Below are 26,991 nucleotides of genomic sequence, written 5' to 3'. Positions count from 1 at the left end.
GAAATTATTATTGTGAAATGAATTCAAATAAAGTAATATATATATAAGATTAAATTCAAAACAACAAATTATCTATATTTAAAATGGAGAGTCAAATCAGGAGTAAATTAATAAATGTTTGAGATGGAAGAAAAATATATTATGTACGTTGACAAATTATAAAAAAAGGTGTAGTTTATAACTAGCGTTAGCACTCGATAACATAGAGTGCTAACAAAATAAAAAATAAGAAGATTTGGTACGAAAGGGGAAATTTTAATTGGAAAAAAAGCAGTTTAAAACGGAGTCTAAGAGAATTCTGGATATGATGGTAAATTCAATATATACTCATAGGGATATTTTTTTAAGAGAACTTATCTCTAATGCTAGTGATGCTATTGATAAAATTTATTATAAGACATTAGCGGATGATTCATTGAATTTTGATAAGGGTAATTACTATATTACAATAGCCAGTGATAAGTTAACTAGAACAATAAAAATTTCTGATACAGGAATTGGAATGACAGAAGCTGAACTTAGTGATAACCTAGGAGTTATAGCTAAAAGTGGCTCTTTAGCATTCAAAAAAGAAAATGAAATAAAAGATGGGTACGACATAATTGGACAATTTGGAGTGGGATTTTATTCTGCATTTATGGTAGCAGATAATATTACTGTTATAAGTAAAGTTTTTGGTAGTGATGAAGCACATAAATGGGAATCTAATGGTGCAGAGGGTTATACCATAGAACCTTGCGCAAAAGATACTGTTGGAACAGAAATTATACTTAAAATAAAAGAGAATACAGAAGATGATAACTTTGATGAATTTCTTGATGAAAATGGACTAAAATCTATTGTAAAGAAATACTCCGATTTCATTAGGTATCCAATTAAAATGGATATAAGTCAGTCAAGACTTAAAGAAGGTAGTGAAACAGACTACGAAGACTTCGTTGAGGAAAAGACTGTAAACAGCATGGTTCCTATATGGAGAAAAAATAAAAGCGAACTTACTGATGAAGATTATGATAATTTTTACGCTGAAAAGCACTATGGATTTGACAAACCAGCAAGGCATATCCATATTAGTGTTGATGGTGTTATAAGTTATAATTCAATTTTATATATTCCAGAAAAAACGCCTTATGATTTCTATACAAAAGAATATGAAAAAGGCTTAGAATTATATTCAAGTGGTGTTTTAATCATGGATAAGTGTGCAGATTTATTGCCTGACTATTTTAGTTTTGTAAAAGGAATAGTTGATTCAGAAGATCTGTCGCTTAACATATCTAGAGAAGTACTGCAACATGATAGACAACTTAAACTTATAGCTAAAAACATTAAAACTAAAATTAAAAATGAGTTAGATAGTTTACTTAAAAATGAAAGAGAAAAATATGAAGAATTTTATGAAGCATTTGGAAGACAATTGAAGTATGGTATTTATAGCGATTTTGGAAGTAACAAAGATGTTTTGCAAGATTTATTGTTGTTTTATTCATCAAAGGAGAAAAAGAATGTTACTTTAGATGAATATGTTTCTAGAATGCCAGAGGATCAAAAATATATTTATTATGCTTCAGGAGAATCAAACGCGCGAATTGAAAAATTACCACAAATTGAAATGGTATCAGATAAGGGATTCGAAATTTTATATTTCACGGATGAGGTAGACGAATTCGCTGTGAAAATGATAATGAAGTACAAAGAAAAGGAATTTAAATCTGTATCAAGTGGTGACTTAGGTATAGAAGTAGATGAAAAAGAAAATCCTTCTAGCACTGATGAAAAAGACAATAAAGAATTATTTGAACATATGAAAAGTGTTTTAACAGGTAGAGTTAAGGATGTTAGGGCATCAAAAAGACTTAAGAACTACCCAGTATGTTTATCAAATGATGGTGACCTTACAATAGAAATGGAAAAAACATTAAATTCTATGCCTAACAATGAAAACATAAAAGCAGATAAGGTTTTAGAAATAAATATAAATAATGATATGTTTAAAGTACTTAAGGAATCTTTCGAAAAAGATAAAGTTAAGTTAGATTTATATACTAATATATTATATAATCAGGCGCTACTTATTGAAGGATTACCGATTAACGATCCGGTAGAATTCACAAACAATATATGTAAAGTAATGATATAAGAAAAATACGCTTTCAATAAAAATTTAAGAGAGCTTTGCAAAAGCGTTACAAATATATAAAAAAAGCATATGCTATATTTGGAAGATGGTTTCTGTATTGTGAAATATAACCCATAAACTAGACAGTTTAAAAAAAATGACCTATGTTAGCACTAAAAAGTGAGTCCTGTATTGAGCAGGGCTCATTTTATTTAATCCCCACTGGTATCTGTCATTATTATAGTAACTCATATAACTATCAACTATTCCTACTAACTCACCGAATGACATAGCTTGTTTATATTCCATCTCGTCTTTCATATGCCCGAAAAATGATTCCATAGGAGCATTATCTAAACAATTACCTTTTCTAGACTTTGATTGTGTCAGTCCTAATTCTTTAACACGAGATTGAAAATCTGCATTTGTATAATGAAATCCTTGATCAGGGTGTATAATTGTATCTGAATTATCTTCCAAATTAAGGTTACATTCTAACCTATTAAGCGTTTTTAACACTATACTCAATTTTTTTCTCCAGCGAGCCAGCGTATTGACTGGGTTTCGCTTTTCTATTATAGATATGTCAAATCCACAATGCCTAAAGAAATCCATAGGGGCTTTTTTAGAGTCCATTGATATCTATCTTTATTATAATAGTTCGCATAGTCCTTAATTTCATTTTTTACGCTTTTAGAATAGCAGGCTACCGCCTGAAAAATCATGTGATATTTTAAGTTGAATAATATATCGTGAATACATTTTTTTATCTCAAAGCTAACAAATTTAAATTATATAACGACTTATGGTCTAAAATATGTATTTCATGGTAATAGAGTTTACACTATTTGTACATCTGTGTAAAATGATTATTATAAAGTAATGCCCTATGTATGAAAGAGAATTAACATGTCTTACAAAACTATTATTTAGTATGGAGTGCAATGAGCAAGCAGCATATTGTAGTTCATAGAAGGAGTGGTTAATCACTGAATAAGAAGAATAGGTGGTATAAAAATGGTAAAAAAACAATTAAATGAAGAAGAAATACAAATTTATCCGTTAAGTTTATATCAAAAAGATGTATGGGTTGAACAATGCTTATATAAAGATAAACCAATATATAATATTGGTGGTTATGCAAATATTAATGGTCCTATCGAATACCAAATGTTTCAAAAATCGGTACAAAAGCTAATTGAAGACAATGATAGCTTAAGAATTAGAATATTTGAAAATGATGGACAACCTTCGCAGAAAATATTAAAAGAATTGAAATATGAGGTACCGTTTTATGATTTTTCCATAAAACAATATGCGGAGAAATTTTCTTTGAATTGGATGCAAAAGGAATTTTTAAAACCATTTATTTTTGATAATGGTGAGAATTTATTTCGATTTGTTCTTATTAAAGTAAATAATAATAAGTATTTCTACTTTATGGAATCGCATCATATAGTATCAGATGGATGGGGATTTTCACTAATATTTAAAGAGACAGTTAATAATTATAACAATATAACTGAGACAAAAAGCAAGTTAGAAAAGTATTCCTATTTAGAATTTATAAAAGAAAATAAAAGATACCAAGAATCAGATACATATTTAAAAAACAAAATGTTTTGGAAGGATAAATTCAAACATATTCCAGAAGCTCTATTTACTAAGGGTGTGAATAGTAATGGAGGTATAGTTAGTAATAGAGAAAGCCTAGTAATAGAAAGAAAAGTGTATGATGAAATAATTGAATTTTCTAACAAAAGAAAATGTTCCGTATTTCACTTTTTTCTTGGTATATTAGCTGTATATTTCGGAGAGGTTTGCAATAAAGAAGAGGTAGTAATAGGAGTTCCCATATTAAACAGAACAAAAGCTAGCAATAAGCAAATAGTAGGACATTTTGCCAATGTTATACCATTAAAGATAGCTATAATAAAAGAAAAGACATTTTCATATATGATAAATGAAATAAGGATGGAATTAGGAGAGTGTTACAGACATCAAAAACTTTCTTTTGGTGAAATTTGCGGTAGCATTTATAAAGAAAGAAAAGACGGCTTATTTGATATAACTTTATCCTATGAACATCATAATTACGCAGCAAATTTTAATGGGGCAAAAACGGATATAAAAACGTTAAGTAATCATCATGAAAGAAATTCCATGAGCGTATTTATACGAGAGTTTGACGAGTGTAAAGATGTTGAGATTAACTTTGACTATAATATTGAAGTATTTAAAAAATTTATGCCTATAAAAGATGTAATTACACATATCCAATATTTAATTAAACATATTATAGATAGTGATGAAAAAAGTATTAATGATATTGAAATAATTACAGAACAAGAAAAACATCATATATTATGTGATTTTAACGATACAAAGGCAGAATATCAAAAATATAAGACAATATATGAATTGTTTGAGGAACAGGTTGAAAAAACGCCAGATAATATAGCAGTAGTATTTGAAGATGAGAAGCTAACTTATAGAGAACTAAATGAGAAAGCCAATAGTTTAGCAAGAATATTGAGGGAAAAAGGCGTTAAACCAGACAGTGTAGTAGGAATAATGATAGAGAGTTCCCCGGAGATGATAGTAGGAATACTTGCAATTTTAAAAGCTGGAGGAGCCTATTTACCAATAGAACCAAGTTACCCACAAGAGAGAATAAAATACATATTGGAAAACAGTAAGTCTTCTATACTTATTACAAAGTCAGCATATATGGATCTATTTAACATTGAGGTAGAAATAATAGACATGGATAATACTGAAATCTATAATACTGATAAAGAGAATTTGGGGAAAGTAAATATACCCCAAGATTTAGCTTATATAATCTATACATCAGGGAGTACTGGAAAACCTAAAGGTGTTGTAATTACGCATGAGGCAGTGTTAAATACAATACAGGATATAAATAGTAAATTTGCAGTAAAAGAAAATGATAAAATCATAGGACTTTCTTCTGTGTGTTTTGATCTATCAGTATATGATATCTTTGGGGCTTTGAGTACAGGAGCAAAGCTTGTGCAAATTAAAGATCAACGAGATGTAAATAAAATTATTGAGGTATTAAAGGATAAAAGTATAACTATATGGAACTCAGTTCCTGCTATTATGGATATGTTAATAGAAAGTATAACAGAGCCATTTAAAAATGAAAATTTGAGACTAGTAATGTTAAGTGGAGATTGGATTCCTTTAAAATTGCCTGGAAAAATAAAAAAATATTTTCCAAATGCAGCAATAATAAGTTTAGGTGGTGCAACAGAAGCTTCTATTTGGTCTATCTATTATCCGGTTACGGAAGTTAAAATCGAATGGAATAGCATTCCATATGGAATGCCTTTATCTAATCAAAGTTTCTATGTGTTAAACAAAGAAATGAAGTTATGTCCATTTGGAATCCCTGGAAAGTTATATATTGGAGGAGTTGGATTAGCAAAAGGGTATATGAATGATATAGAAAAGACGAAAAATGCGTTTATTAATCATCCTGAGTTGGGTAAATTGTATAGTACTGGAGATTGGGGGAGATTTCGTAAAGAAGGATATATTGAATTTTTAGGTAGAAGAGATCATCAGGTGAAAATAAGAGGATTTAGAATAGAACTTGGTGAAATAGAAAATCAGTTATTAAGGCAAGAAAATATAAAAGAAGCAGTAGTAGTAGATAGAGAAGACAAAAAAGGGAATAAATACTTATGTGCATATATAGTATTAAAAAAAGAAATGACAGTAGCAGAATTAAGAGAAAGTTTGTCAAAAGAACTACCAGACTACATGATACCGGCGTATTTTATACAGATAGAGAAGATACCACTAACACCAAATGGAAAGATAGATAGAAAAGCACTGCCAGAGCCAGATGGAGAAATAAGTACAGGAGTAGAATATGCAGTACCAAGAAATGAAATAGAAGAGAAAATGGTAAAGGTATGGTCTGAAGTATTAGGAGTAAAAAAAGTAGGAATTGATGACAGTTTCTTTGAATTAGGGGGAGATTCAATTAAGGCTATACAGGTCTGCGCTCGTTTAAGCAGATATAATTTGAAGATAACAGTTAGTGAGTTGTTTGCAAATCCAACAATAAGAGAATTAAGTATAAATGCTAAGCAAGAGGATAAACAAATAAATCAAAAAGTTATACAAGGAGAAGTAGAACTAACTGCTATACAAAGGTGGTTTTTTAAACAGGAATTTACCAATATGCATCATTGGAACCAAGCATTTATGATGTACTCAAAAGAGTGTTTTGATGAAAAAATTATAGATAAGGTATTTTCGAAAATAGTTGAACATCATGATGCATTAAGGATAGTTATTAGAAAAGAAGAAAATAAGCTAATTCAGTACAACAGGAGAGTAGAAGATAAATTATTTGATTTATCAGTTATGGATTTGGGTAATAAAGAATCATATCAAGCAGAAATGGAAGAACAGGCAACAAAGATACAGTCAAGTATAAATCTAATTGATGGACCTCTTGTAAAGTTAGGGTTGTTTAAAACTAAAGATGGAGATCATTTGTTAATAGTAATACATCATTTAGTAGTGGATGGTATTTCGTGGAGAGTTTTACTTGAAGATTTTTCGGCAGGATATAGATGTGCTGTAAATAAAGAAAAAATAGAACTACCTATAAAAACACATTCATTTAAGGAATGGTCAGAGAATATTCAAAAATACGCTAAGAGTAATAAACTATTAGAGGAAATAGAGTATTGGAAAAATGTCGAAGATACTGAAGTAATAAAACTTCCTAAAGATCATCAAACTACAAGTAATAATTGGTATAGTTCTAAGAAGGTACAAATGAAAATATCAAAAGAAGAGACAGATAAGCTATTAACAGATACAAATAGAGCTTATAATACAGAAATAAATGATATTTTATTAGCTGCACTAGGATTATCAATAAAAAATTGGACAGGTGAAAATAAAGTTTTAGTAAGTATTGAAGGGCATGGAAGAGAAGAAATAATACCTAATATGAATATAACAAGAACAATAGGATGGTTTACATCATCTTATCCTGTAATTTTAGATTGTGAAAAATCTGAGGATATAAATTACTATATAAAATCAACAAAGGATGGTATAAGGAGAATTCCCAATAAGGGAGTAGGATACAATATATTAAAATATGTAACACTTAATGAGTATATAAAAGATTTAGAATTTAAACAAAACCCTCAAATAAGCTTTAATTATTTAGGCCAATTTGATAATGATGTAAACCAAGAAATGTTTAATGCATCATTTATTCCTACAGGAGATGCTATAGGTAAGGAATGTCAACGTTTATATGATATAGACATAAATGGCATGGTAGTAAAGGGAGAATTGTGTTTAAACTTTGAATATAATAAAGATGAGTATGATGAGAGCACAATTATAGAACTTGTTAAAAATTATAAAGAAGCACTACTAGATATTATTAAATATTGTGTTGAAAAAGAAGAGACGGAAATGACACCAAGTGACTTGGACTATAAAGAAGTTTCTATTGAAGAACTTCAAGATATAAAGTTAACAATTGGAAGTTTATTTAATGAAATCTGATCTCTATTGAAGTGCAATTTGAAATTACTACTAATATATCTTGCTTCGTGTTTCAGTTAGACTGAAGCAAGGTATATATTAAAAATGGGAGATGATAAATAGTGAGTAATAATGAAATGATAAAAAATATATATCCCTTATCTCCAATGCAAGAAGGTATGCTATTTCATAAATTATTGGGTAATGATAAAAATGCATATTTTGAACAATCATCTTCTAAAATAATTGGAAGCTTAGAAGTGGAATTATTTGAAATAAGTATAAATAAACTCATTGAAAGATATGATGTTTTAAGAACCTTATTTATATATGAAGATAAAAAAAGACCTTTACAGATTGTACTAAAAAAAGCCAAAATAAAAATATGCTTTGAAGATATATCGTCCTTAAGAAGTAGTGAGAAAGTAATATTCATAAAGGAATTTAAAGAAAAGGATACAGTTAAAGGATTTAACTTGTCAAGGGAAATTTCAATAAGAGCTTCGATAATTAAAACAGATGAAGAAAAGTATATTTTTATATTAAGTTTTCATCACATAATTTTAGATGGATGGAGTATTCCAATTATATTTAATGAGCTTATGTATATATATAGTGCGCTTAAGGAAAATAGGCCTATAAAATTTAAAAAAGTAAACGAGTACAGTAATTATATAAAATGGTTAGAAAAGCAAGATAAAAAAGAAGCTCTTTTATATTGGGAGAAATACTTAGAAGACTACGAACAACAAGCGCAGATTTCACAATTAGCTAAGTCCGTTAAAGAGGTTAAGTACATAAACAGTGATATAAAATTTATTATAGATAAAGAAACAACAAACAAGTTAGAAAATATAGCAAGAAAGAATAAAGCAACTGTAAACACAGTGTTTCAAACTATATGGGGAATATTACTTCAAAGATATAATAATGTAAATGATGTTGTGTTTGGAGCCATAGTATCAGGTAGACCGGCTGAAATTGATGGAATTGAAAATATGGCAGGGTTGTTTATAAATACTGTTCCAGTACGAATAAAAAGTAGCACAGACAAGGGGTTTATAGGATTATTAAAAGAAGTACAAGATGCTAATGTTAAGTCTAAAAAGTATGAGTATGTGCCATTAGCAGAAGTACAATCAAATACAAGTATAAAACAAAAATTAATAGATAATATAATGGTATTTGAAAATTATCCAGTGATTGAACATAATAAAAAATTAGATTTTAAAATACAAATGGATGAAGTTGTTGAACAAACTAATTATAATTTTAATATTATAATTGGAATGACTGATGAAATATTTATAAAATTAAATTATAATGCATCTATTTATGATGATAAGTATGTAAATATGATAGCAGGTCATATAAAACATGTCATAAAAGAGGTATCAGAGAATCCAGAAATAAAGATATCAGAAATAGATATGCTTTCAGAAGAGGAAAAGACAAAAATATTAGTAGAGTTCAATGATACAAAAGCAGAGTATCCAAAGGATAAAACAATTCATGAATTGTTCGAAGAACAGGTAGAAAAATCACCAGATAATATAGCAGTAGTACTTGAAGATAAAAAGCTAACTTATAGAGAACTAAATGAGAAAGCAAATAGTTTAGCAAGAATATTGAGAGAAAAGGGCGTAGAGCCAGATTCTATAGTAGGAATAATGGTGGAAAGATCTCTGGAGATGATGATAGGGATAATGGGAATATTAAAAGCGGGGGGAGCATATCTACCTATAGATCTAAGCCATCCAAAGGAAAGAATTGAGTATATGCTAATGGATAGTGAAGTCAAAGTATTATTAAGCGCAGAAAGATTAGTAGATAACATAGAGTTTGATGGAGAAGTTATAGATTTAGTTGATAAATATTTATTTAAAGGTAATTTAAGTAATCTAGAGAAAGTAAATCAATCAAGTAATTTAGCGTATATTATATATACTTCAGGTACAACTGGTGAACCTAAGGGGGCGATGATAGAGCATTTTAACCTTAATAACTTTATACATTCCTTAGCTAAACAATTTGATAAGGGATTTAATTCAAATGATAGGATTTTATCATTAACAAACTATGTGTTTGATGTAAGTGTATGCGAGTTCTTTGTGTCATTAATCAGTGGAGCAACTTTAGTTATTAATCATAAACAAAAGACCTTTGATCCTATTGAAATAGCAAAATTAATAGTTAATAATCAAATAACGTTTACGTATATTCCACCGTCTCTGTTATTAGAAGTCTATGAAAATTTAAAGATGAATAAGAGAAAGGTAAAGCTAAGGAAATTACTGGTTGGTGTTGAAGCAATAAGAGGCGAGACATTAAATAAATTTTATACTCTAAATAAAGACTTAGAGATAGTAAATGGTTATGGACCTACTGAAACAACTATATGTTCAACTTTTTATAAGGTAACTAAAAATGAGCCTCAAAATAGAAATGTACTAATAGGAAGAAGTGTAGGAAATACTAATATTTATATTTTAAATAAATATTTAAAAATAGTTCAGGTAGGAGTAGTAGGAGAGTTATTCATAAGTGGAGATGGGGTATCAAGAGGATATATAAATAAACAAGAATTGACAGATGAAAAGTTCGTAGGAAATCCATTTAAATTAGGTACTAAAATGTATCACACAGAAGATTTTGCAAGATGGCTACCTGATGGAAATATAGAATTTATAGGAAGAACAGATAATCAAGTAAAAATAAGAGGCTTTAGAATAGAACTTGGTGAAATAGAGAATCAGTTATTAAAGCAGAAAAATATAAAAGAGGCAGTAGTAGTAGATAGACAAGATAATCAAGGAAATAAATACTTATGTGCGTATATAGCATGTGATGAAGAAATGACGGTAGCAGAATTAAGAGAAGGGTTGAAAAAAGAATTACCAGAGTACATGATTCCAGCATATTTTATGCAAATAGAGAGGATGCCACTAACACCAAATGGAAAGATAGATAGGAAAGCATTACCAGAGCCGGATGGAGAAATAAACACAGGAGTAGAGTATGCATCAGCAACAAATGAGACAGAAGAGAAGCTAGTAAAGGTATGGAGTGAAGTACTAGGAGTAGAAGGAATAGGTATTGATGATAATTTTTTTGTATTAGGAGGACATTCACTAAAGGCTATACAGGTAGTGTCAATGATACATAAAGAGCTAAATGTAGAAGTGCCTGTAGGTGAGGTATTTAGTAATACAACTATAAGACAGATAGGAGAATATATAAGCAAATCAAAGGAAAGCATATACTCATCAATAAAAGTGGTAGAAGAAAAATGGGAGAAGGAAGTACTATGAGTTTGATATTTAGAATAAAAGCATCTTCAGCACAAAAGAGGTTATTTACATTAAATCAGTTTGAAAAAGAAAAAACAAGCTACAATATGCCATCAGTAATGGTAGTAGAAGGAAATTTAGAAAAAGAAAAAGTAGAAGAAACATTTAGAAAGCTTGTTGAAAGGCATGAAGCATTTAGAACTTCTTTTGAATTAAGAGATAAAGAAATAGTACAAAAAATACACAAAGAGGTAGAATTTTATTTAGAATACATAGAATTAAAGAAAGAAGAAGAAGAAACAATAAAAATAATAGTAAAAAGCTTTATAAAACCATTTGATCTATCAAAAGCACCTTTATTAAGAGTGAAACTAATAAAAATAGAAGAAGAAAAACATATATTAATGATAGATATGCATCATATAATATCAGATGGTACATCTATAGGAATTATTATAGAAGAATTCTCAAAGCTTTACAAAGGAGAAGAATTAAAAAAATTAAAAATACAATATAAAGACTATTCAGCATGGCAAAATGAAGCTTTAAGCTCAGAAAATATGAAAAACCAAGAAGAGTATTGGAAAAATGTATTTAAGAAGAAAATACCTGTATTAGACATGCCAACAGATTATAAAAGACCTACAATGAAAAGCTTCGAAGGAGAAAGTATAGGATTTAAGATTGATAAATATATAACAGAAAAGGCAAAGAAAATAGGAATGGATAATGGAACAACATTGTATATGACATTATTGTCAACATACAATATACTGCTATCAAGATATAGTGGACAAGAAGATATAATAGTAGGCTCACCAATAGAGGGAAGACCACATGCCGATTTACAAAAAATAGTAGGCGTGTTTGTAAATACTCTTGCAATGAGGAACTATCCAAAAGCAGATAAAACCTTTAAAGATTTTTTGCAGGATGTAAAGAAAAATGCATTAAATGCATACGAAAATCAAGATTATCAATTTGATGAATTAGTAAAAAAGTTAGATATAAGAAAAGATTTAAGTAGAAATGCACTATTTGATGCTATGTTTGTATTACAGAATACTGATGTTTACGGTATAGATATTGATAGCTTAAAATTCAAACCATATAGCTTTGAATATAAAATGTCTAAGTTTGATATTACATTATCAGCAATAGAAGCAAAAGGAGAAATATCATTCAACATAGAATACTGCACAAAGTTGTTTAAGAGAGAAACAATAGAAAGAGTAATACAACACTTTATAAATATATTAAAAGAAGTATCAGAGAATCCAGAAATAAAGATATCAGAGATAGAGATGCTTTCAGAAGAAGAAAAGATAAAGATACTAGTAGATTTTAACAATACGAAGGCAGAATATCAAAAAGATAAAACAATATATGAATTGTTTGAGGAACAGGTTGAAAAAACGCCAGATAATATAGCAGTAGTATTTGAAGATGAGAAGCTAACTTATAGAGAACTAAATGAGAAAGCCAATAGTTTAGCAAGAATATTGAGGGAAAAAGGCGTTAAACCAGACAGTGTAGTAGGAATAATGATAGAGAGTTCCCCGGAGATGATAGTAGGAATACTTGCAATTTTAAAAGCTGGAGGAGCCTATTTACCAATAGAACCAAGTTATCCACAAGAGAGAATAAAATACATATTGGAAAACAGTAAGTCTTCTATACTTATTACAAAGTCAGCATATATGGATCTATTTAACATCGAGGTAGAAATAATAGACATAGATAATACTGAAATCTATAATACTGATAAAGAGAATTTGGGGAAAGTAAATATACCCCAAGATTTAGCTTATATAATCTATACCTCAGGAAGTACTGGAAAACCTAAAGGTGTTGTAATTACGCATGAGGCAGTGTTAAATACAATACAGGATATAAATAGTAAATTTGCAGTAAAAGAAAATGATAAAATCATAGGACTTTCTTCTGTGTGTTTTGATCTATCAGTATATGATATCTTTGGGGCTTTGAGTACAGGAGCAAAGCTTGTGCAAATTAAAGATCAACGAGATGTAAATAAAATTATTGAGGTATTAAAGGATAAAAGTATAACTATATGGAACTCAGTTCCTGCTATTATGGATATGTTAATAGAAAGTATAACAGAGCCATTTAAAAATGAAAATTTGAGACTAGTAATGTTAAGTGGAGATTGGATTCCTTTAAAATTGCCTGGAAAAATAAAAAAATATTTTCCAAATGCAGCCATAATAAGTTTAGGTGGTGCAACAGAAGCTTCTATTTGGTCTATCTATTATCCGGTTACGGAAGTTAAAATCGGATGGAATAGCATTCCATATGGAATGCCTTTATCTAATCAAAGTTTCTATGTGTTAAATAAAGAAATGAAGTTATGTCCATTTGGAATCCCTGGAAAGTTATATATTGGAGGAATTGGATTAGCAAAAGGGTATATGAATGATATAGAAAAGACGAAAAATGCGTTTATTAATCATCCTGAGTTTGGTAAATTGTATAGTACTGGAGATTGGGGGAGATTTCGTAAAGAAGGATATATTGAATTTTTAGGTAGAAGAGATCATCAGGTGAAAATAAGAGGATTTAGAATAGAACTTGGTGAAATAGAAAATCAGTTATTAAGGCAAGAAAATATAAAAGAAGCAGTAGTAGTAGATAGAGAAGACAAAAAAGGGAATAAATACTTATGTGCATATATAGTATTAAAAAAAGAAATGACAGTAGCAGAATTAAGAGAAAGTTTGTCAAAAGAACTACCAGACTACATGATACCGGCGTATTTTATACAGATAGAGAAGATACCACTAACACCAAATGGAAAGATAGATAGAAAAGCACTGCCAGAGCCAGATGGAGAAATAAGTACAGGAGTAGAATATGCAGTACCAAGAAATGAAATAGAAGAGAAAATGGTAAAGGTATGGTCTGAAGTATTAGGAGTAAAAAAAGTAGGAATTGATGACAGTTTCTTTGAATTAGGGGGAGACTCAATTAAAGCCATTCGTATGATATCGAAACTGCGAGAATACGGTTATGAGATAGGTATAAGAAATATTATGAGAGATAGAACTATTCGAGCAATTCGTACAGGAATTAGTAAAGTAGAAATAAGTAATGCAGAACAATCAGAAATAGTAGGTAAAGTTGGGTTAACACCAATACAAATAGACATCTTTACAAATAAGCTTGAAGTTCCAAATCATTTTAATCAATCCTTTATTCTTGAAAGTAAAGAAAGAATAAAGCAAGAAAGTCTTAAAAAGGCACTCACAGCAATTGTAGAGCATCATGATATACTTAGAGCAGTGTACAAAGATGATGAACTAACAATAAGGTCAAATTCTGAAGGTAGCTTGTATAACTTTAAGTATTATGATTTTTCTGATATTAAAGAAGAAGAAATATTATACAGAAAAATAGATGAAAGTGCAAATGAAATACAATCGAGTATTAATATTTCAACTGGACCATTAATGAAAGTAGGAGTATTCTGTACAGAATACAAAGACTATTTATTCATTTCCATTCATCATTTAGTGGTAGATGGAGTGTCGTGGCGAATCATTTTAGAAGACTTAAGCAGAGGATATTTAGCATCAAAAGAGAAAAAAGAAATTATACTTCCAGCAAAAACTGTTTCATTCAAGAAATGGAGTGAGACATTAAGAAGATATAGAGAGAGCAATGATTTGAAGAAAGAGATTGTTTATTGGAAAGATATTGAACAAAAGGTTAAAGAGAGTAAGATGGGATTTACAGTAAATGAAGTCGAACATGGAATAAATGATGTTACTGTTCATTTAACTAGTGAACAAACAAATGATTTACTATATAAAGCGGGACGAGCTTATGGGACAGAAATTAACGATTTGCTTTTAACAGCATTATTTAGAGCAGTTAATAAAGTTACAGGAATTAAGAGTGTGTCTGTAAGCGTTGAAGGGCATGGAAGAGAGCCAATAGGGTTCTCCATGGCAATTGACAGAACTGTAGGATGGTTTACAAGCGTTTATCCTGTAGCAATAAATGAAATCGGAGAAACAATAGTAAAGGACATATGTAAAATAAAAGAGACTCTAAGAAAAATTCCTAATCATGGAATTGGATATGGAGTGCTAAAAGTATTAGGAGATGATGTGCTGGAGGGAATAGAGCCTGATATCACATTTAATTATTTAGGGGAATTTGGACAGGAAAATAATACTGAGGATTTTTTATTAAGCAATATCTCTTGTGGACAAGAGATATCAGAAAAAAATAGATTTGGAACACCTATTTCAGTTAATGGTGCTATTATTAACAAAGAACTTAATCTCCTTATCAATTTTGATAAGGAGAGATTCAGTAAATGTTTCATAGAAGATTTCAAAAGACAGTATGAAAAACAATTACTTGATATAATAGGGCACTGTGTAAAGGTAAGAAAAAGAGAGAGTATAGAAGTAAATGGACTAGAAATGAATAATAGTTACAATAATTTCGATATGAATCAGTTTATTTGGTCAAGATTTAGTGTTGATAGTATTCTTAAGGTTATTAGTGTAGATAAGCAAGCATATTCTATATTATTTGTAGAAAACATGGATCAAAAAATCAGAAATGAAATTATTAACACAATAACTGAAAAATTGTCAATAAAACATATGCCACATTACTGTATTAATATGAGAAAACATCAACTCTCACAAAGCATAATGGATGAAAAGATGTTTAGAGAGATGTGTAGCGATAATAACTCTTTAAGCAATAAAGATTTTTCACAGATTGAATTAAAGAACTTTAATAATAATTTGAATAACAAAATTATAGACCAATATATAGCTTCTTGTATGCAAAAATCTTTTCTTGAAGCAACGGGCACTATAATAGAAGAAGTGATAACAGTTAATGGAATTTATACCCAAGATAAAATTATGGAAGCAGTTAAATTAGTTGTTCAAGAACAAAGTGTATTAAGAAGTTCATATGAGAAGTGTGATAGAGAATATATTATTTCCGAACATAAATATGATACTTCATGGTATGTTCCATATGTTGACTTAAGATACAGTTCCTATGAATATATCACTACCATTCATAAAGATATTTACGGAATGAAAAATGGAGAAGGTAACTGTGATGGTCGAAATAATTTGATTAGAATGGTGATTACTAGAGAGTCGGAAGTATGTCATAAACTCCATATTATAGCACATCATAGTGGATGGGATAAAGCCAGTACACAAATTTTAAATGATAGGTTAAATGATTTAATTAAATCTAATTCAACTGAAACATTAATTAAAACAACGTATAAAAATTATATTGAAGAGATTAAAAATTGTAATGGATTTACAAAAAATATTGGATATATGGCAGAATTAAAAATTGAAGATTTTATAGAAAATGTTAATGAATATGTTCGAGGTAATATAGATAATAATCTCGAAAAATCAATACTTTTAACAATAAAAATGGGACCAAAATCGTTGAAGGTTTTAAAAGAAAAGCCATGGAATTTATTAACTCATGTATTGAGAATTGTAGCAAGGGAGAATCAATTAATCTCACTAGATAAAACTATTATACCAATGTTTATTTTACAAGAAGATAGAAGAGGTAAGGAGAGAAATTATACCAATACAATGGGTGAATTTTTAGATATATTACCAATATTAATAGATTGCTCACAAGATGCAATTAAATGCGATATGCAAAAATACGTAGAAAAAGTTCAAAATATTAAAAAAGATGAAAATATTAATTATTTAGAACTTTTTAACAGGCAACAGCAAGATTTTTATTTATTAACTGCATCTGTTTTGTCAATCAATTATCATGGTATTTTTGAATTAACATATGATATAGTACAAAAAATGTTAAGTTTAGATAAGATAAGAAGGGCAACAGAAATTTTTGTTAATTGTTATTCAAACTATCTAGTTATATCATTTCCTATTTATAAGAAATGCATTAATAATTTAGAAAAAATCTTACAAGATGAATTCAACATATTAGAGACTAAATTTAGTGAGGGATAACATTTAAACTTCAAATGAAAAATGTGGATTCCACCATTCTCATTTAAAAGGTAAAACAGTTTATGGTCATAAATTAGTTACCGTTATGTTATTGTGCGATACTCTTGTGCTACCATATATCATCGTGGTGAAAATAAAGCATGAATCAATTAGTTAATTCACGAGGAAATACCACTAAAAAATAAAAGTGGTATTTTCTCATGATAAAAATAATATAAAGAGTAATGGATGAAAATTTATGATGTACCCTGGTTAACCAACTAAACTCCTTATTTATATATATTCAATTTGTTTATTAAAGGAATAAAGTGAATAATTTAAAATATTTATAATCATGTTTAAAGATTCGTAGTCTTTTGAAACATATTCTAACATATTTGTGTATTCCATAAGTTTAGACAATTCTTCGTTTCTGCATTCTTGTTCAAAATTTCTTTTTACATTTTCATTATTTAATTCTGTAAGTATAATTATTAAAACTAAAGAATTTAATACAATAAATAGATTTATCATGAATAATTTTATGAAGATATTTAAATGACTTATAAAAAAATTGGATATAAATAGAGTACCATTACAATAGTAGAAATTATAGTACTTATATTTAAAACTAAGCTAAGCATTTTTTTATCAGTCCCTTTAGATACATTGCAGAAACAAAACAAGTTTCATCATTTACAAAATATATAATACGATTTTGTTTATCAATTGAGTTTATGTTAGTTATGTTTACCAAATATGATTTATGAGCTTTATAAAAACATGAGTTTAATTCAACCTCAAAATCTTTCAATTTTCCATAAAACTCAAATTGTCCATTATTTGTATGGAGCCTCAATTTATGAGTTATAGTTGTTGTTTCAAAAAATAACATGTCGCATAAAGAGAAATTAGTTATTCTATTTCCTAAATTTATCGCTATAGTTACTTTTTCTTTAGTATTATTTTTGTTGTAATCATTACATGATTCTAAAATACACTCATTAATTTTATTCTTAATACTTTTAATATCACCTTTTAAAATATAATCTAAAGCTTGTACTTTATATTTGAAAGTTAAAAGAGACATCTCAGAATGTGCTGTAATAAAAACAATATATCCTTTTGAATCATACTTTCTTATAATCTTAGCAAGTTCTATTCCTGATATTTGATCTTTTAGGTCTACATCAAGAAAATAAATAAAGATTCTCTCTTTATTGCTTTTTACATAAGCAATGACTTCTTCATATTTTCTTGTTGATAATTCTATTTCTAAATCAATTTTCAAATTTATTAATTCATCTTTTATAATGTTTTCAATTTGTTTTTTTTGATGTTCATTATCTTCACAAATTATGATACCAAGCATTGTATACCCTCCTAAAGTTATTTCAACACTGATTATTACATATTGTAACATAATAATCCGAATTATGCAGTCCTATTGGTCAAGATATTATCATAAGCATATCTCTCCTTCGTTCGAGAAGATCATATTCCATTATCTTTTATATAAAATTAAAATAATTATTCAACAATAAGTAAATTATGTAATATTTTAAGTTGTACTAAAAATGTTCTTAACATCCGACTCGCCACGCACTCTCGTGACTTCAGTCATGAGTTAGTGGCGGACGCATATGTCGAAAAAAATATAGATAAATCGTTATACATGATTATTTTATTTATAAACATATGTTATTATAAATATATAAATAAAAAAACGGAGTAATAACATGTGAGTAAAATATATCATGGTAGAGGGTATGTTTATTCCATTCAAATCACAGGCTCTAAGGAGTTTTCGTGAATGCTCTGGTAAACAAAGGAGAAAATACTTATGGTAAAACTCATCGCAACAGATATGGATGGTACCTTATTAAATGACAATGGAAATATAAATGAAAAAATATTTGATTTAATACATATGTTTAATGAAAAGGATATAAAATTTGCAGCAGCAAGTGGCAGATTTTACTCTCAACTAAGCAAAAATTTTGAAAAGGTCAATACAGATATGATATTTATTGCTCATAATGGAGCCCTTGTTAAGTATAATAATAAGGGTAAGACGTTGTATTCAAGCAGTATTGATAGAGAAGAAATAGACTCTGTGGTGAATTTAAATCCAAAGCTAGGAGAGGAATTATTTTTAGCTGGAGAAAATGAGGCATATATAGTAAATCCATCAGAAGATATGTTGAATAACTTTACATCTTTTGAGGTGCCTGTGGTAATATTAAAATCTTTTAGCGAAATAAAAAATCCAATATATAAGATTACTTATTATATGACTGATGGAGTTAAACCATCTATAGTGGATTATATAAAGGGGAATTTGAGTGATAAGCTTGAATTTGTTGTATCCGGCGACAAGTGGATAGATATAATGAACAAAGGTATAAGCAAAGGAAAGGCTATAAATATGATTCAAGAAAAATTTAAAATAAATCAAAAGAACACAATGGTTTTTGGGGATTATTATAATGATTTGACTATGTTTAAAGCAGCACATTATAGTTATGCAATGAAGAATGCTCCAGAAGATGTGAAAAAACATGCTAACTTTATTGCAGGAAGCAATAATGAAGATGGCGTTTATAATGTAATAGCTTCTTTGTAGAAATAAATGCTTTTTATACAATTAGTTAATGAGTTTAAAACAAAGCATAGCCTTTCCTAATAATGGGAGAGGCTATTTTTGGCTGACTCTGTAAGTTATTCGTTGAAGTTCTAGAAATCTCTTTGGATCGTCATTACGCAAAAATTATATGTTTCAATCTATTTACTTATAATCAAGACAATGGTAAAATTACATTAAACGATGTTTAATATAATTACAGTGATTAATAAAACATTAACTATTGGAGGGATTATGGGAATAACAGAAAGAAGACAATTCGAAAAAGAGATCATAAGAAAAAAAATAATAGATGCCACAAATGATATATTAGTGGAAGAAGGCTATGAAAATTTATCTATTCGTAAGATTGCTAGTAGGATTGAGTATTCTCCAGGTATTATTTATCACTATTTTAAGGATAAGGCTGAAATAGTGTCTTTTGTTGTAGCGGAAGGGTATGGAAACATATTAAAAATTATAAGTGAGATTCCTATAGATACTGAAAACCCAGATAAGACAATAGTAAATGGGATGAGGTCTTATATTGAACTTATGCTAGAAAATCCACAGCAATTTAGGGTTGTTTTAATGAATGATATTGAAACTATACAAGAAAAGGTAAATATGCTGCAGGAGGGTATTTCAAAGGAAAGAAAAAGTATACAAGGGCTTTGTAAGTTAGTAGAGTTGGCGATCAGAAAAAACATTTTCAGAAAAATGGATATTGAGCTTACTGCACAAATAATATGGACATCTACTCATGGGCTTGTTTCTAGATTAATATTAGAAAAAAATATTACTAAGCAACAAAAAGAGAGACTTATAAATCATCATTTTGAAATTCTTATTAATGGATTATTAAAATAAAGGGGGGGGCAAGTATGAAAACAGTTATTATTTATGCATCTAAGCATGGTTGCACAGAAAAATGTAGCAATATTTTAAAAGGTAAGCTACATGGTGAAGTGAAAATTGTAGATATAAAAAAGGAAAGTATGCCGGAAATGATTTTGTTTGATAACATTATTATCGGCGGATCAATCTACATGGGGAGAATTCAAAAGGAGGTAAATTCGTTTTGTTTAAAAAATATTAGTGCATTAAAAAAGAAGAAACTTGGATTTTTTATTTGTTGTATGAGTGAAAATGAGATGGCAGAAAAACAGATACACACATCTTTTCCCGAAGAATTGTTAACAGATGCAATTGCAACACAATACTTCGGAGGAGAGTTCATATTTAAAAAAATGAATGTCCTTGAAAGATTTATTATTAAGAAGATTAGTAAAACTAATAAGGATACATCAACGCTTTCAAAGGAAAATATTAATAAATTTGCACAGGTAATAAACAATGGTTAAGTTGAGGGAGGGTGGGATTAAATGAAGAAAATTTTAAAAGTTACAGTATCTATATCCATTCTCCTATTTTTAATTGCTATAGTCGGAGTGCTTTTTGTTACTCGTGGGCTCGAATCGGGTATCAATCTAGTCGTTAATGATGTGAATTTGTCATCATTAAGTGATGGAATGTACAATGGGAAATATAATGCTGGAAGATGGTCTAATGAGATGAATATAATAATTAAAGAACATAAAATTATTAAAATAGATGTGGTAAAGGATGTTTTTTTCTCAAAACCAGAGGTTACAAAAGCCCTGCTAAGTAAGGTTCTAGAAAAACAAAATACTAATGTAGATGTTATTTCAGGGGCAACAGTAACTTCCAAAGCATATTTAAAGGCTATTGAAAATTCATTAAAGTAAAAAAACAATGCAACATTTCATACCTTTTGGTAAGTTATATTACAAAAAAATGTGTACTTGTTCTATGTTTTTTAATGGCGTATACTTTCAAGTAGAAATGTATTTAATATAATACTAAGGAGTGTGAAAATTTAATGATTACTATAGTCGCAAAAAATTCAATTAAACAAGCCAAAGTAGAAGAATTCAAGCGTTTAGCAGAAAAACTTATAAAAGAAAGCAGAAAAGAAAAAGGAAATATATCGTACAATTTATATCAAGACGCTAACAAATGTAATGTATTAACATTTATAGAAGAGTGGGAAAATGAAGATGTAATTAAGAGTCATAACATCTCAGAACATTTCACTAGCATTGTTCCCCAATTTGAAGATTTACAAGAAAGTCAGTCAGAGGTTAATTTATATAAATTGATATAACAAAATATTTTATTCGGAGAATAAAATTAGGAGGTAGAATAAATGAAAGTTGTAGCTATTAATGGTAGTCCCAATAAAGAAGGAAATACTTATCATGCAATAAAAATGGTTGCAAATGAACTTGAAAAAGAAGGAATAGAAACGGAAATCATTCATGTAGGTGGCAAGTCAATTAGGGGATGTACTGCTTGTAATCAATGTGCAAAAAATAAAAATGAAAAATGTGTGCTTCCAGGTGATGATGTTAACGAGTGGATTCAAAAAATGAATGGAGCAGATGGAATAATTTTAGGATCTCCTGTACACTACGCATCAATTGGAGGAACTATGAAATCATTTCTAGATAGAGCTTTCTATGTTGCGGGTAATAATGAGGGAATGCTAAGACATAAAGTTGGTGTTTCCGTTATTGCTGTAAGGCGTTCTGGTGGAATTCCAACTTTTAATCAGATAAACAATTATATTAATTATTCGGAAATGTTAATGCCAACTTCGAATTATTGGAATGTTATTCACGGTACAAGCCCCGGTGAGGCATTACAAGATGAAGAAGGGGTGCAAATTATGAGAGTGCTTGGGAAGAATATGGCATGGCTTATGAAATTAGTTGAAAATGGAAAAGAAAATATTAAAGCGCCAGAAAGAGAAGAAAAAATATTCATGAACTTTATTCGCTAATAGAGTGTTCTATAAGATGGAAAAGAACTGCTTAATTTAAATTGAGCAGTTCTTTTCCATTTTGTTTACAGAATTAGATCTATTACTCCATTTACTAATTTTGAAGTTGTTTTAATATATTGAAGTTTTAAAAATCAAAAGTATAGAATAAAAACTACCTTTCTAGGATAATATAATCTTAGAAAGGGGAGTTTTTAATGCCAAATAAAGCTACAAAAATGAATATACAGCATGATTTAAATAAAAAACATAATAAGCCTGGAATTGTGGATGCAGAAGGCGAACCAGTCAATAATAAACCAATAAAAGAAGCTAAAAAAACATTTCGTTAAAAAAAGGGCCTTAGGGCTCTTTTGCATTGTAAAATTACTTAGTAGGTTGATCTCCTCTAAAACCATAATTAGTTGAAATCGTTCTTCCAATACTATTAACCTTACCGGTTATGCATCCACGACAATGAGCGGGAGTATCCCCAGTACATATTTTACCTGGGTACAGTGCATAATGCTTTCTGTATTCGCCTTCTGTAACATTAGGCATAACTACATTGGCGCCGCTTTGCAGAGCCATTAGTCTTCCATTTTTGTTTAAGGACTCCATAGCAGTTGTCGCAGGTATGTTAATGTCTGGTAGGAGCAAACGTGTTATAGCCATAACTTTAAGGGCCATAGTTAGCTCCTTACCCTTGGCAGTTGCAAGTGGGGTGTCTTCATTTGGAATAAAAGGACCTATGCCTAGCATGTCAGCATTTATTTCTTTGAAAAATAATATATCATTCGCATAGGACTCTATAGTTTGGTTTGGGAGACCAACCATAACACCAGTTCCAACTTCATAGCCTAATTCTTTTAATATCGTTAAGCAATTCAGTCTGTTTTCGTGGCTCATGCCTGGGTCTATATCTTCATATAGGTTTTTATCCGTTGTCTCAATTCTTAAAAGATACCTATCAGCACCAGCGTCTCTAAAAGCTTTATATTCATCATAAGTTTTTTCACCTATACTTAAAGTTAGAGCTAAATCTAAAGCCTTTATTCCCTTTATTATTCTGATAATTCTATCTCTTGTGTAATAATCATCTTCACCACCTTGAAGTACTATAGTTTTATAGCCAAATGACTTAGCTTTAGTGGCAAAGTCTAAAATTTGTTCCTGCGTTAATCTGTATCTAACTAAATTTTTATTATCTCGTCTTAGTCCGCAGTAATGACAATTTCTTTTGCATATATTCGTAAATTCAATAAGTCCTCTAAGATGAACTTCATCCCCTAAATATTTTTTTCGAACTTCATCAGCTGCATTAAATAGTTCTTGGTCTATATCATTGCAACTCAAAAGAGCAATGATTTCTTCTTTACACAATTTATGCTCTGTTTTTGCCATGTTTATTATTTCTAATAATTTCATCATTATCGGTTATCTCCTTATATTTATTATTGTAGTTATCTAGAATATAAAATAATTATAAATTATTTTGTCACTAACATATAGTGTTAAGACTATCATAATATTATAAATAATATATGTAAATATAAAAGAAGAAAACATATTAATAAATTTAGACCATACTAGTTAAATAAGAATTATTATTAATACGATTTAGTAGTTATTGTAAAAAAACAGCATCTAATATTATTGACTTAAGAAAAGAAAGGTGCTACTATAAAAATAAGTTTAATTATATGCAATTTAAGTTAAAAAACAAGAATAAAGGAGAGGTTATTTATGAATAAAGTTGAGATTTATACAAGCAATGCTTGTGGATTTTGTCATATGGCTAAGGAGTTTTTCGAAGAAAATAATATTGTATATATAGAGCATAATATTTCTGAAAATTTAGAAGCAAAAAAAGCGCTTATAAAAAAAGGCTATAGGTCTGTACCGGTAATAGATATAAATGGAGAAGAAATGGTTGGGTTTGATAAGGAAAAAGTAGTTGCTAAACTAGGCCTATAAAAGTAATAAAATATATATGTTACAAAAAGAAGCTGATAGGCTTCTTTTTTTGTAGCAATTACTTCTAGGGGAGATGACAATTATCAATTGTTATTATTTCACTTATAAAAGTATGGGATTTACTTATAAAATGTTGCTAAACATCTAAAAACAAATAAAAGTGTTGACATGTACAATTTTAACTGATAGAATAGTAAATGTAGTCACTTGTTGACGAATGTATAACGTAAATTGGTCTTTGAAAATTAAACAGAGAAATAGGTAAAGATAGCGAAATAATATTTCGTTAAACCAGTTAATTACTTTAGTATAAAGTAAAATTTAGTCGTAAGACTAAAAGTATGTAATGAGCTTGCGTAACAACTTAACAGTTGTCGCAGATTAATCATTTCAACTAAAAAAGTGTAAACTTTTAAATTGAGAGTTTGATCCTGGCTCAGGACGAACGCTGGCGGCGTGCCTAACACATGCAAGTCGAGCGATGAAACCTTTCGGGGTGGATTAGCGGCGGACGGGTGAGTAACACGTGGGTAACCTGCCTCAAAGAGGGGAATAGCCTCCCGAAAGGGAGATTAATACCGCATAATATGTTTTGGTCGCATGATCGAAACATCAAAGGATTTTTCTTCGGAAAATTCCACTTTGAGATGGACCCGCGGCGCATTAGCTAGTTGGTGAGGTAACGGCTCACCAAGGCGACGATGCGTAGCCGACCTGAGAGGGTGATCGGCCACATTGGAACTGAGACACGGTCCAGACTCCTACGGGAGGCAGCAGTGGGGAATATTGCGCAATGGGGGAAACCCTGACGCAGCAACGCCGCGTGAATGATGAAGGCCTTCGGGTTGTAAAGTTCTGTCTTCTGGGACGATAATGACGGTACCAGAGGAGGAAGCCACGGCTAACTACGTGCCAGCAGCCGCGGTAATACGTAGGTGGCAAGCGTTGTCCGGATTTACTGGGCGTAAAGGATGCGTAGGCGGACATTTAAGTCAGATGTGAAATACCCGAGCTTAACTTGGGTGCTGCATTTGAAACTGGGTGTCTAGAGTGCAGGAGAGGTAAGTGGAATTCCTAGTGTAGCGGTGAAATGCGTAGAGATTAGGAAGAACACCAGTGGCGAAGGCGACTTACTGGACTGTAACTGACGCTGAGGCATGAAAGCGTGGGGAGCAAACAGGATTAGATACCCTGGTAGTCCACGCCGTAAACGATGAATACTAGGTGTCGGGGGTCGAACCTCGGTGCCGCCGTTAACACATTAAGTATTCCGCCTGGGGAGTACGATCGCAAGATTAAAACTCAAAGGAATTGACGGGGGCCCGCACAAGCAGCGGAGCATGTGGTTTAATTCGAAGCAACGCGAAGAACCTTACCTAGACTTGACATCCCCTGCATAACCCAGAGATGGGCGAAGTCCTTCGGGACAGGGTGACAGGTGGTGCATGGTTGTCGTCAGCTCGTGTCGTGAGATGTTGGGTTAAGTCCCGCAACGAGCGCAACCCTTATCATTAGTTGCTACCATTAAGTTGAGCACTCTAGTGAGACTGCCCGGGTTAACCGGGAGGAAGGTGGGGATGACGTCAAATCATCATGCCCCTTATGTCTAGGGCTACACACGTGCTACAATGGTGAGTACAAAGAGATGCAAGACCGCAAGGTGGAGCCAAACTCAAAAACTCATCCCAGTTCGGATTGTAGGCTGCAACTCGCCTACATGAAGCCGGAGTTGCTAGTAATCGCGAATCAGCATGTCGCGGTGAATACGTTCCCGGGCCTTGTACACACCGCCCGTCACACCATGAGAGTTGGTAACACCCGAAGTCCGTGAGGTAACCGTAAGGAGCCAGCGGCCGAAGGTGGGATTGATGATTGGGGTGAAGTCGTAACAAGGTAGCCGTAGGAGAACCTGCGGCTGGATCACCTCCTTTCTAGGGAGTAGATGTATTGATTTCGGTCGATGCAATAGAAGAATGTTAATTTGTTCTTCAAAAATATCTATTGTAATTAATCGTACCTAATTCTCTGTTTAATTTTGAGAGACTAATAGTCTAAAAATGTAATGAACAATTATAAAAGCGCTATTTGGTGTTTATAGTTGCTCATTACATTTTTTTGATTAGGTTAATAATATGTAATGAGTACGCGAAGTATAACTTTAACACTTATATGAAAAAAACATAAAAAAGCAAACTTTCACAAGATAGTGGAAGTTTGCTTTTTTATGTTTAATAAATACTCAAAATAGATTCATTAGTAATCAAGGGTTAAATTGCCTACGGAAGTAGCTACTGTCTTTGAAGTTAACCACTCATTTGTTGCAGTACTATCATAAAAATACAAGGCTCCTTTAGTTGGGTCTGTTCCTTTTGAAGCTTCAGATGCTGCTGTGAACTTTGAACCCTATTTACGGCTACAGCTCCAGGTGTGCTCTTCGTAATGCTTTGTAGAGTGCCTTGTGGTGCTAACTTGTCCACTTGATGGGATGCTTGAAATTGTAAGTGCGTCCCTAGGGTAAATAGTATCGTTCCATTTATCATTTGCACTAATACTAATTTAAAAAATTTTACTTAAAAACATATAATTAA

The 26,991-nt window shown here is 30.3% G+C and carries 19 protein-coding genes and 1 rRNA gene; 13 read left to right on the top strand and 7 right to left on the bottom strand.

Annotated features, from left to right (window positions below; translation table 11 throughout):
- The first annotated feature begins 259 nt into the window (after positions 1–259).
- Positions 260–2,140 carry a molecular chaperone HtpG gene (htpG, locus tag KTC92_RS04840; protein WP_216304044.1) on the top strand — a complete coding sequence of 627 codons (1,881 nt, stop codon included), beginning with the start codon at positions 260–262 and terminating at the stop codon, positions 2,138–2,140.
- Between the two features lie 141 nt (positions 2,141–2,281).
- Here htpG and KTC92_RS04835 read toward each other — a convergent pair whose 3' ends face one another.
- Both KTC92_RS04835 and KTC92_RS18625 read right to left on the bottom strand, forming a co-directional pair.
- Complete coding sequence (locus KTC92_RS04835; RefSeq protein ID WP_258280761.1) at positions 2,282–2,638, bottom strand: IS3 family transposase; 357 nt, start codon at positions 2,636–2,638, stop codon at positions 2,282–2,284.
- 56 nt (positions 2,639–2,694) lie between these two features.
- Positions 2,695–2,844 carry an IS3 family transposase gene (locus KTC92_RS18625; RefSeq protein WP_369811885.1) on the bottom strand — a complete coding sequence of 50 codons (150 nt, stop codon included), beginning with the start codon at positions 2,842–2,844 and terminating at the stop codon, positions 2,695–2,697.
- A 292-nt stretch (positions 2,845–3,136) separates the two neighbouring features.
- On the opposite strand from KTC92_RS18625, the gene KTC92_RS04830 reads away from it, so the two are divergent.
- The 3 genes from KTC92_RS04830 (at position 3,137) to KTC92_RS04820 (ending at position 16,979) form a co-directional block, all read left to right on the top strand.
- Positions 3,137–7,693, top strand: coding sequence for a non-ribosomal peptide synthetase (locus KTC92_RS04830; RefSeq protein ID WP_258280695.1), 4,557 nt, complete (start codon positions 3,137–3,139; stop codon positions 7,691–7,693).
- Positions 7,694–7,794: 101 nt separating this feature from the next.
- Positions 7,795–10,983 carry a non-ribosomal peptide synthetase gene (locus KTC92_RS04825; RefSeq protein WP_216304041.1) on the top strand — a complete coding sequence of 1,063 codons (3,189 nt, stop codon included), beginning with the start codon at positions 7,795–7,797 and terminating at the stop codon, positions 10,981–10,983.
- A complete protein-coding gene (locus KTC92_RS04820) occupies positions 10,980–16,979 on the top strand; it encodes a non-ribosomal peptide synthetase (protein ID WP_258280694.1) in 6,000 nt (1,999 codons plus the stop codon). The genes KTC92_RS04825 and KTC92_RS04820 overlap by 4 nt, the downstream gene beginning before the upstream one ends.
- Before the next feature lie 273 nt (positions 16,980–17,252).
- Here KTC92_RS04820 and KTC92_RS04815 read toward each other — a convergent pair whose 3' ends face one another.
- Both KTC92_RS04815 and KTC92_RS04810 read right to left on the bottom strand, forming a co-directional pair.
- Positions 17,253–17,492: a hypothetical protein gene (locus tag KTC92_RS04815; protein WP_216304039.1), complete on the bottom strand. Its 240-nt coding sequence runs from the start codon at positions 17,490–17,492 to the stop codon at positions 17,253–17,255.
- Positions 17,493–17,589: 97 nt separating this feature from the next.
- Positions 17,590–18,330 (bottom strand): LytTR family DNA-binding domain-containing protein, encoded by a 741-nt coding sequence (locus KTC92_RS04810; RefSeq protein ID WP_216304038.1) that lies wholly within the window; start codon positions 18,328–18,330, stop codon positions 17,590–17,592.
- A gap of 471 nt (positions 18,331–18,801) precedes the next feature.
- Here KTC92_RS04810 and KTC92_RS04805 point away from each other — a divergent pair, with 471 nt between their 5' ends.
- From KTC92_RS04805 to KTC92_RS04775, 7 genes are all read left to right on the top strand, one after another.
- Positions 18,802–19,584: an HAD family hydrolase gene (locus KTC92_RS04805; RefSeq protein WP_216304037.1), complete on the top strand. Its 783-nt coding sequence runs from the start codon at positions 18,802–18,804 to the stop codon at positions 19,582–19,584.
- Between the two features lie 252 nt (positions 19,585–19,836).
- On the top strand, positions 19,837–20,451 hold the full coding sequence (locus KTC92_RS04800; protein WP_216304036.1) for a TetR/AcrR family transcriptional regulator: 615 nt from the start codon (positions 19,837–19,839) through the stop codon (positions 20,449–20,451).
- Between the two features lie 14 nt (positions 20,452–20,465).
- The gene (locus KTC92_RS04795; protein WP_216304035.1) at positions 20,466–20,945 is read left to right on the top strand and encodes a flavodoxin domain-containing protein; all 480 of its coding nucleotides are present in this window, start codon (positions 20,466–20,468) and stop codon (positions 20,943–20,945) included.
- Between the two features lie 21 nt (positions 20,946–20,966).
- Positions 20,967–21,350 carry an FMN-binding protein gene (locus KTC92_RS04790; RefSeq protein ID WP_216304034.1) on the top strand — a complete coding sequence of 128 codons (384 nt, stop codon included), beginning with the start codon at positions 20,967–20,969 and terminating at the stop codon, positions 21,348–21,350.
- Positions 21,351–21,484: 134 nt separating this feature from the next.
- Positions 21,485–21,769: a putative quinol monooxygenase gene (locus KTC92_RS04785; protein WP_216304033.1), complete on the top strand. Its 285-nt coding sequence runs from the start codon at positions 21,485–21,487 to the stop codon at positions 21,767–21,769.
- A gap of 42 nt (positions 21,770–21,811) precedes the next feature.
- Complete coding sequence (locus tag KTC92_RS04780) at positions 21,812–22,447, top strand: flavodoxin family protein (protein ID WP_216304032.1); 636 nt, start codon at positions 21,812–21,814, stop codon at positions 22,445–22,447.
- 197 nt (positions 22,448–22,644) lie between these two features.
- Positions 22,645–22,779, top strand: a complete 135-nt coding sequence (locus tag KTC92_RS04775; RefSeq protein ID WP_258280693.1) for a hypothetical protein — start codon at positions 22,645–22,647, stop codon at positions 22,777–22,779.
- A gap of 34 nt (positions 22,780–22,813) precedes the next feature.
- Here KTC92_RS04775 and hydE read toward each other — a convergent pair whose 3' ends face one another.
- The gene (gene hydE / locus KTC92_RS04770) at positions 22,814–23,857 is read right to left on the bottom strand and encodes a [FeFe] hydrogenase H-cluster radical SAM maturase HydE (protein ID WP_216304031.1); all 1,044 of its coding nucleotides are present in this window, start codon (positions 23,855–23,857) and stop codon (positions 22,814–22,816) included.
- A 315-nt stretch (positions 23,858–24,172) separates the two neighbouring features.
- Here hydE and KTC92_RS04765 point away from each other — a divergent pair, with 315 nt between their 5' ends.
- Together KTC92_RS04765 and KTC92_RS04760 are read left to right on the top strand one after the other, a co-directional pair.
- Entirely contained in the window at positions 24,173–24,403 is a 231-nt protein-coding gene (locus KTC92_RS04765; protein WP_165414326.1) for a glutaredoxin family protein, read from the top strand.
- A 413-nt stretch (positions 24,404–24,816) separates the two neighbouring features.
- Positions 24,817–26,334, top strand: a 16S ribosomal RNA gene (locus KTC92_RS04760).
- A 322-nt stretch (positions 26,335–26,656) separates the two neighbouring features.
- Here KTC92_RS04760 and KTC92_RS18620 read toward each other — a convergent pair.
- The gene (locus KTC92_RS18620; RefSeq protein ID WP_253198288.1) at positions 26,657–26,746 is read right to left on the bottom strand and encodes a hypothetical protein; all 90 of its coding nucleotides are present in this window, start codon (positions 26,744–26,746) and stop codon (positions 26,657–26,659) included.
- Positions 26,707–26,880 (bottom strand): hypothetical protein, encoded by a 174-nt coding sequence (locus tag KTC92_RS04750; protein WP_253198291.1) that lies wholly within the window; start codon positions 26,878–26,880, stop codon positions 26,707–26,709. Before KTC92_RS04750 ends, KTC92_RS18620 begins: the two co-directional genes overlap by 40 nt.
- Positions 26,881–26,991: the final 111 nt, after the last annotated feature.

It is taken from the genome of Clostridium sp. CM027 (assembly GCF_024730565.1).
GTDB lineage: Bacteria > Bacillota > Clostridia > Clostridiales > Clostridiaceae > Clostridium_AD > Clostridium_AD estertheticum_B.
This window is presented reverse-complemented; position numbering and strand designations above follow the sequence as displayed.